Here is an 8,221-nt window from a genome sequence, read left to right as displayed (position 1 = left end):
GAGCTTCTCGGTGAGTTCCGGGATTGCGTCGAAGAGGTCTGCGACGAGGCCGAAGTCTGCGACCTGGAAGATGGGGGCCTCTTCGTCCTTGTTGATTGCGACGATGATCTTGCTGTCCTTCATGCCGGCGAGGTGCTGGATCGCGCCGGAGATGCCGACGGCGACGTAGAGCTCGGGCGCGACGACCTTGCCGGTCTGGCCCACTTGCCAGTCGTTGGGGGCGTAGCCGGAATCGACCGCCGCGCGGGAGGCGCCCACGGCCGCGCCGAGTTTGTCGGCCAGCTTTTCGATCAGCGCGAAATCCGCTTCCGAGCCGACGCCGCGCCCGCCCGAGACCACAACGCCCGCCGAGGTCAGCTCCGGCCGGTCGCTCGCGGCGACCTTGTCTTCGACCCAGGACGAGAGGCCGGGATCTTCGCCCGCGCCGATGGTCTCGACCGGGGCGCTGCCGCCCGCGGGGGCCGCGTCGAAGGTCGAGGTCCGCACCGAGATGACCTTCTTGGCGTCCGAGGATTTGACCGTCTGGATCGCGTTGCCCGCGTAGATCGGGCGCTCGAAGGTGTCCGCATCGACCACGCCGGTGATGTCGGTGATGACCATCACGTCAAGCAGGGCCGCCACGCGGGGCAGGATGTTTTTCGCATCCGTCGTCGCGGGGGCGAGGATGTGCTCATACGCCCCCGCCAGCGAGACGATCAGCGCCGCCGTCGGCTCGGCCAGACGGTGGCCATAAAGCGGATCCTCGGCGCAGAGCACCTTGCTCACGCCCTCGATCGTCGCGGCCTCGGCCGCCGCCTCTGCGCAGGTCGCGCCCGCCGCCAGAACCACCACATCGCCAAGCGCTTTCGCCGCCGTCACGGCCTTGGCGGTGGCATCCATCGCCAGCGCGCCGTTGTTGATTTCCGCCAGAAGAAGAACAGCCATCAGATCGCCCCCGCGTCTTTGAGTTTGCCAATCAGCTCGTCGACCGAGCCGACCTTGATCCCCGCGGCGCGCGCCGCCGGCTCCGATGTCCCGACCACCTCAAGGCGCGGGCTCACGTCGACGCCGAGATCGGCGGCGGTCTTCTCGTCGAGCGGTTTTTTCTTGGCTTTCATGATGTTGGGCAGCGAGGCGTAGCGCGGCTCGTTGAGGCGCAGATCCACCGAGACGATCGCCGGAAGGGTCACCTTGATCGTCTGCAAGCCGCCATCGACCTCGCGGGTCACAAGCGCCGCGCCGTCCTCGATCGACAGCTCCGAGGCGAAGGTCGCCTGCGACCAGCCCAGCAGCGCCGAGAGCATCTGGCCGGTGGCGTTCATGTCGTTGTCGATCGCCTGCTTTCCGCAAAGCACCAGCTCGGGCGCCTCCTCATCGACGATCGCCTTGAGGATCTTGGCCACCGCGAGCGGCTCGATATCGCTGTGCACATCCTCGGCCGCAACCACCAGAATCGCCCGGTCCGCCCCCATCGCCAGCGCCGTGCGCAGCGTCTCCTGCGCCTGCTTGACCCCGATGGACACGGCGACAACCTCGCTCGCCACACCCTTCTCCTTGAGCCGGATCGCCTCCTCGACGGCAATCTCGTCGAACGGGTTCATCGACATCTTCACATTCGCCAGATCAACACCGCTCCCGTCCGCTTTCACACGCACCTTGACGTTGTAGTCGATCACTCGCTTGACAGGCACAAGCACCTTCATCGGCGGTCTCTCCCTCGCTGCCGGGGCCAAGGCGGCCCCTGGTTTGTCATGGGCGAGTGATACCGGAGCGCGGCCCGTGGAAACAGGGAAAAAGCGGCGGCAGGGTGCGATTCTACGCCGCGTTTCTTGTCGTCTGCGGAGGGGTTAGCGGTTGGCGCCGGGCACCCAGAGCACATCGGCGCGCCCTGAGTCGTTGGCCTGTCGGGCGGCGACGAAGAACCAGTCGGAGAGCCGATTGAGGTAGCGCAGGGCTTCGGGATTGACCGTCTCGTCCTCGGCCAACTGCAGCGTGGCGCGTTCGGCCCGGCGCGAAACGGTGCGGCAGACATGGAGCTGCGCGGCCAGGGAGGAGCCCCCGGGCAGGACGAAACTGCGCAGCGGCTCGAGGCTTTCGTTCAGCAGATCGATCTCGGCTTCGAGCCGGCTGACCTGCTCGGCGGCCATGCGCAGGGGCGGATACTCGGCCTCGGCGTCCTTCTCCATCCCGGGGCGGCAGAGATCGGCACCCAGATCGAAGAGGTCATTTTGAATGCGCGCGAGCGCGGCGTCGGTTTCGCCCTCGGCGCTAAGCCGGGCGACGCCGATGAAGCTGTTGAGCTCATCCACCGTGCCGTAGGCGCCGACGCGGGTTGCGGTTTTGGCCACGCGCGAGCCATCGCCGAGCGCGGTTTGCCCCTTGTCGCCGGTGCGGGTGTAGATCTTGTTGAGAACGACCATCTTCAGTTGCCGCCGCGCGCCATGATGAAGACGAGGATCAGCAGGACCGCGACCGCCTGGGCCACGATGCGGAGCTGCATCAGCTTGTTGGACCGTTTGGCCGCATCGGGCGTGCCCTTGCCGAAATTCATGATCCCCATCCCGAGGATGGCGACGACGCCAAGCATGACGATGGCGAGGATGACAAAAACGGGGTCGGAGAACATGCGAGGGGCCTTTCGGTCTGTGCCTTGCTGAACGGGCTCGGGCAAGATGTAGAGGTCTCGGCGGGAAATGCGACCCCAAAACCGCGCTCAGCCGCGGCGCAGGATCCGGTCGAGGGCGCGCGTCGGCAGGAGTCGGCGGGCCGCACCCATCAGGTGAGTCGGCGTGGTGACATAGTAGCGCGGGCGGGGCCGGCGGTTTTCGAGCGCATGGATGAGCTTTGCCGACACGGCGCTCGGGGGCAGTTCGAACCGGTCGGGGCCGGTGCCCGCCTGATAGCGTTTGCGCAGGCGCGCGTAGTCGGCGGCATGGGCGGAGGCCACGGGCGCGACCCAGCGTTCGAACTGGGTAAGGGCGTTGTCGCGGAACCGCGAGGTGATGGGCCCGGGCTCGATCAGGACGACCTCGATCCCCGCGCCGTGCAGCTCCATACGGAGCGTATCGGTCAACCCTTCGAGCGCGAATTTGGTCGCGACATAGGCCCCGCGCCACGGCATCGCGGTGAAGCCCAGAACCGAGGAGATGTTGACGATCCGCCCGTCGCCCTGCGCCCGCATCACCGGTATCACTCGGCGCGTCAGGTCATGCCAGCCGAAAAGATTGGTCTCGAAAATCGCGCGCAGGGCGTCACGGGTGAGATCCTCGCTGTAGCCCGGAATCGCAAAGGCGCCGTTGTTGACGAGCGCGTCGAGCCGCCCTTCCGTGGCGGCCAGAACCTCGGCCAGCCCCTGCTCGATGCTCGCGGGGTCGGCGTAGTCGATCCGGGGCGCATCGAACCCCTCCGCGGCCAGTCGCGCGCAATCCTCCGGCTTGCGGCAGGAGGCGAAAACGCGCCAGCCCTGGGCCCGCAGCGCGCGCGCCGCATCGAGCCCGATGCCGGATGAGCACCCCGTGATCAACACCGATTTCTGCACCCTGTCCTCCGCCGTTTGCCCCACTTTTACGGCGCGGTGCGCGCGCCACAAGAGGCAAAGCCGCAACTTGACGCCGAGGTCCGCTTGCGGGGGCCGTAGGCGCGGGGTATCACAGCATCTATGAGCGACACCGTTGATGACCCCAACATGGAGCCGGTCGCCTTGGCCGAACCCCTGCGCCGCGCGATCGGCGACAGGTATCTGACCTATGCGCTCTCCACGATCATGCACCGCGCGCTCCCCGATGCGCGCGACGGGCTCAAGCCGGTGCACCGGCGCATCCTCTATGCGATGCGCGAGCTGCGCCTGACCTCGAGCGGGGGCTTCCGCAAATCGGCCAAGATCTCGGGCGATGTGATGGGCAACTATCACCCCCACGGCGACGGCGCGATCTACGACGCGATGGCGCGATTGGCGCAGGATTTCAACGTCCGCTACCCGCTGGTCGATGGCCAGGGCAACTTCGGCAACATCGACGGCGACAACCCCGCCGCCGCCCGCTACACCGAGGCGCGGCTGACCTCCGTGGCCGAGGCGCTGCTCGACGGGCTCACCGAAAACGCCGTCGATTTCCGCGACAACTACGACGGGACGCTGACCGAGCCGGTCGTGCTCCCCGCGAGTTTTCCCAACCTGCTCGCCAACGGCTCGTCGGGGATCGCGGTGGGCATGGCGACCAATATCCCGCCGCACAACATTGCCGAGCTTTGCGATGCCTGCCTGCATCTCATCAAGGTGCCCGATGCGCGCGATGACACGCTCCTCAACTACGTCCCCGGCCCGGATTTCCCCACCGGCGGCATCATCGTCGAGCCCAAGGAGAGCATCGCGCAGGCCTATCGCACCGGCCGCGGCGCCTTCCGGCTCCGGGCGAAGTGGGAGGTCGAGGATCTGGGGCGCGGCACGTGGCAAATCGTGGTCACCGAGATCCCCTACCAGGTCCAGAAATCCAAGCTGATCGAGAAGCTCGCCGAGGTCATCCAGACCAAGAAAGTCCCGCTTCTGGCCGATGTGCGCGACGAGAGCGCCGAGGATATCCGCGTCGTGCTGGAGCCGCGCTCCAAGAATGTCGAGCCGGACATGCTCATGGGCATGCTCTATCGCAACTCCGATCTGGAGGTGCGGTTCTCGCTCAACATGAACGTGTTGATCGACGGGGTGACGCCCAAGGTCTGCTCGATGAAGGAGGTGCTGCGCGCCTTCCTCGATTTCCGCCGCGAGGTGCTCATCCGCCGTAGCCAGCACCGGATGGAGAAGATCGATCACCGGCTGGAAGTGCTCGAAGGGCTGATCGTCGCCTTCCTCAATCTCGACCGCGTGATCGACATCATCCGGTATGATGACGAACCCAAACCGGCGCTCATGCGCGAGGATTGGGGGCGGGACTTCGTCCGCGCCACGTCGGAAGCCGATTACGTCTCTCCTGCCGCCGGGGCGCCCGACGGGCTGACCGAGGTGCAGGCCGAAGCGATCCTCAACATGCGCCTGCGCAGTTTGCGGCGGCTGGAGGAGATGGAGCTTGTGCGCGAGCGCGACGCGCTGATGGAAGAACGCGCAGGGCTCGAAGACCTGCTGGACAGTGAAGAATTGCAATGGTCGACCATCGCCGATCAGCTGCGCGAGGTGAAGAAGACCTTCGGCAAGGACTATGAGGGTGGCGCGCGGCGCACGCAATTCGCGGAAGCCACCGAGATCGAGGAGGTGCCGCTGGAGGCGATGATCGAGCGCGAGCCGATCACCGTCGTCTGCTCCCAGATGGGCTGGATCCGCGCGATGACCGGCCATATCGATCTGGGGCGGGAGCTCAAGTTCAAGGATGGCGATGGCGCGCGCTTCATGTTCCACGCCGAGACGACGGACCGGCTGCTCGTCTTTGCCTCCAACGGGCGATTCTACACGCTCTCGGCCTCCGGTTTGCCCGGCGGGCGGGGCATGGGCGAGCCGCTGCGCCTGATGGTCGATCTGCCGAATGAGGCCGAAATAATTGACATCATGGTTTACAAACCCGGCGCGAAATTGCTCGTTGCCTCCCGGGGTGGCAACGGGTTTGTGGTCGTCGAGGACGATGTCGTGGCCCAGACACGGGCCGGCAAGCAGGTCCTGAACGTGCCCGGCGATGATGTGGCGAAGCTGGTGCGGCGGGTGGCGGGTGATCACGTTGCGGTTGTGTCGGAGAACAGCAAGCTGCTGGTCTTTGGCCTCGACGAATTGCCCGAGATGGGCCGTGGCAAGGGTGTGCGCCTTCAGAAGTACAACATGGCGCGCGGGCGTCAGGGCGTGCTGGAACTCGACGGCGGGCTCTCCGATGTGGTCACCTTCGCCTGGGACGACGGGCTCAAATGGGAGATGGGCGGAGGCAAGACGCGCCACGAGCCGGACCTGACCGAGTGGAAGGGCAAGCGCGGCTCGGTTGGTAAACGCCCGCCGCGCGCCTTCCCGAAATCCAACAAATTTACCTGATCTTCCGGCGCTCTGGTGCGCTGCGGGGTGGACGATCACGCCCGCCGGCCTAGCATTGGGTTGAGGGTGGCGGCAGTCGCCGCGCCCGACCTCGGCGAGGTGAGGCGATGCTGCACGAAAAGCGACAGGATCTGGATGGCGAGCGGCAGAAGCGTTTGCTGCAACGGCTCGTGGGCGAATTGACCCGCGCGCAGCCCGACCTCTACTACCGATCCACCAGCGATATCGCCGGCGAGCTGGAGGCCGTCATCGAGAGCGGGACAGGGCTTTCGACCGAGGAAAAGAGCCTGCTGCAACGCTTGAGTCGGCGCGACATCGAAGTGATGCTCAGCCTGCACTAAACCCTTGGTTGCAGAGAGTTTAGCCCGCTTCGGGCACGTCCCTCCCACAGTCCTTTTGCTCTTTGCGGAACACCCCGTGGTGCACGCGCGTTAACTTTACGTGTGGGTCACGGTCAGGGTTTCATGACTTTTTAAACGCCGCAGAATAATGTTACAAAACAGGTACAGATTTTGAAAGGGAGTGATTTTCAAAATGTACGTCAAGACGGTTTCCGAGTTGCTGGGTGAACGCGTTCTTCATGTCATTCCACCCAACGCCACGGTGCAGGATGCCTGCACCATCATGAGTGATCACAACATCGGCGCGCTACCTGTTGTCGACAATGGCCGCCTGGTTGGCATCCTGAGCGAAAAGGATGTGATCCATCGCTGCATCTCAGGGGCGAAAGCGCCGCAGGCGACACGGGTCGCCGAGGTCATGACCCGCGATCCCGAGACGGTGGACCCCGATTGTTCCGCGGCCGATGCCATCAGCAACATGATGGCGGGCGGCTTCCGCCATTTGCCGGTTTGCAAGGACGGCAGCCCGGTCGGCATGGTCGCGATGCGCGACATGCCCGCGGAGAACCGGCTCATGGCCGAGCGCTACCGCGATTACCCGGGGATTCAAGCGGTCTACGGCTGAGCGGAGCCCGAACCTTCCAATAAAAAAGCCCCGCCGCGATGGGCGGGGCTTGGGGCGGCGGGCCCGGATCTTATTGCGGGATCTCGCCGGTGAGCCCTTCGACGAAGAAGTTCATGCCCAGCAGCGTGCCGTCATCCGCGACCTCGCCCTCGGCCAGCCAGTCCGAGCCATCCTGCTTTTTCAGCGGCCCGGTGAAGGGGTGGTACTCGCCCGCGGCAATCGCCTCTTTCATCGCCAGAGCCTCGGCCTTGACCTCTGCCGGCACGGCGTCGGTGATCTCGCCGATGCCGACCATGCCGGTGGAGATCCCGTCCCAAGTATCAACGCTCTCCCATGTTCCATCGATGACCGCCTTGGTGCGCGCCACGTAGTAGGGCGCCCAGTTGTCGATGATCGAAGAGACGCGCGGCATCGGCGCGTATTCCGACATGTCAGACGCCTGGCCGAAGGTGATCACGTTTCCGGCCTCCTGCGCGGCGGCTTGCGGCGCGGTGGAGTCGGTGTGTTGCAGGATCACGTCGGCGCCCTGTTCGATGAGCGCCTTGGCGGCATCGGCCTCTTTCGCGGGATCGAACCATGTGTAGGCCCAAATGATCTTGAATTCGACGTCCGGGTTGACCTTCTTGGCGTGGATATAGGCCGAGTTGATGCCGCGGATGACCTCGGGGATCGGATAGGAGCCGATGTAGCCGATGATGTTGCTCTCGGTCATGTTGCCCGCGATGTGGCCCTGAATAGCGCGGCCTTCGTAGAAGCGTGCGGAATAGGTCGAGACGTTGTCGGCGCGCTTGTAGCCGGTGGCGTGCTCGAATTTCACATCCGGGAACTTGGCCGCGACGTTGATGGTCTGGTCCATGTAGCCGAACGAGGTGGTGAAGATGAGGTCCGCCCCTTGCAGCGCCATCTGCGTCATCACGCGTTCGGCGTCGGGCCCTTCGGGTACGCTCTCGACGTAGACGGTCTCGACCGCATCGCCGAATTCCTCTTCGACCGCGAGGCGGCCCTGATCATGCTCATAGGTCCAGCCGCCATCGCCCACCGGGCCGACGTAGACGAAGCCAACCTTCGTTTTGTCCTGTGCTGTCGCGCCCGTGGCGAGCCCGATCGCGGCCGCGGAGGCCGCCATAAGCATGCGTCTTGTGAGTTTCATTTGCTTTCCCTTTCGTTGGAACATTTAACTCTTTCGTATGCGCCCGCAGGGGCCACGATCAGGAGCAGATTTCTGACGCTCCGACCGGCCCGTGGGTGCGTGTCTTTTGGTCTCTGGTTTGTCACGGC

9 protein-coding genes are annotated in these 8,221 nt (G+C 65.1%); 3 read left to right on the top strand and 6 right to left on the bottom strand.

What is annotated here, in order from left to right:
- From BM353_RS12560 to BM353_RS12540, 5 genes are all read right to left on the bottom strand, one after another.
- Positions 1-924: electron transfer flavoprotein subunit alpha/FixB family protein (locus tag BM353_RS12560; RefSeq protein ID WP_092081381.1), on the bottom strand; the 924-nt coding region annotated here is incomplete at its 3' end.
- A complete protein-coding gene (locus tag BM353_RS12555) occupies positions 924-1,682 on the bottom strand; it encodes an electron transfer flavoprotein subunit beta/FixA family protein (protein ID WP_092081379.1) in 759 nt (252 codons plus the stop codon). The genes BM353_RS12560 and BM353_RS12555, both read right to left, overlap by 1 nt.
- Before the next feature lie 144 nt (positions 1,683-1,826).
- The gene (locus BM353_RS12550; RefSeq protein ID WP_092081377.1) at positions 1,827-2,399 is read right to left on the bottom strand and encodes a cob(I)yrinic acid a,c-diamide adenosyltransferase; all 573 of its coding nucleotides are present in this window, start codon (positions 2,397-2,399) and stop codon (positions 1,827-1,829) included.
- Between the two features lie 2 nt (positions 2,400-2,401).
- Positions 2,402-2,605: a twin transmembrane helix small protein gene (locus BM353_RS12545; protein ID WP_092081375.1), complete on the bottom strand. Its 204-nt coding sequence runs from the start codon at positions 2,603-2,605 to the stop codon at positions 2,402-2,404.
- Positions 2,606-2,692: 87 nt separating this feature from the next.
- A complete protein-coding gene (locus BM353_RS12540; RefSeq protein WP_092081411.1) occupies positions 2,693-3,517 on the bottom strand; it encodes an SDR family NAD(P)-dependent oxidoreductase in 825 nt (274 codons plus the stop codon).
- Positions 3,518-3,637: 120 nt separating this feature from the next.
- Here BM353_RS12540 and parC point away from each other — a divergent pair, with 120 nt between their 5' ends.
- The 3 genes from parC (at position 3,638) to BM353_RS12525 (ending at position 6,943) form a co-directional block, all read left to right on the top strand.
- Entirely contained in the window at positions 3,638-5,977 is a 2,340-nt protein-coding gene (gene parC / locus BM353_RS12535) for a DNA topoisomerase IV subunit A (RefSeq protein ID WP_092081373.1), read from the top strand.
- A 107-nt stretch (positions 5,978-6,084) separates the two neighbouring features.
- Entirely contained in the window at positions 6,085-6,318 is a 234-nt protein-coding gene (locus BM353_RS12530) for a hypothetical protein (protein WP_092081371.1), read from the top strand.
- 181 nt (positions 6,319-6,499) lie between these two features.
- On the top strand, positions 6,500-6,943 hold the full coding sequence (locus BM353_RS12525) for a CBS domain-containing protein (protein ID WP_245759642.1): 444 nt from the start codon (positions 6,500-6,502) through the stop codon (positions 6,941-6,943).
- Positions 6,944-7,013: 70 nt separating this feature from the next.
- Here BM353_RS12525 and BM353_RS12520 read toward each other — a convergent pair whose 3' ends face one another.
- Positions 7,014-8,093 (bottom strand): BMP family ABC transporter substrate-binding protein, encoded by a 1,080-nt coding sequence (locus BM353_RS12520; RefSeq protein WP_092081367.1) that lies wholly within the window; start codon positions 8,091-8,093, stop codon positions 7,014-7,016.
- Between the last annotated feature and the right edge of the window lie 128 nt (positions 8,094-8,221).

This window comes from Poseidonocella sedimentorum (assembly GCF_900116005.1).
Lineage (GTDB): Bacteria > Pseudomonadota > Alphaproteobacteria > Rhodobacterales > Rhodobacteraceae > Poseidonocella > Poseidonocella sedimentorum.
The sequence above is the reverse complement of the archived record's forward strand: the minus strand, read 5'-3'. Positions and strand labels throughout refer to the sequence as shown.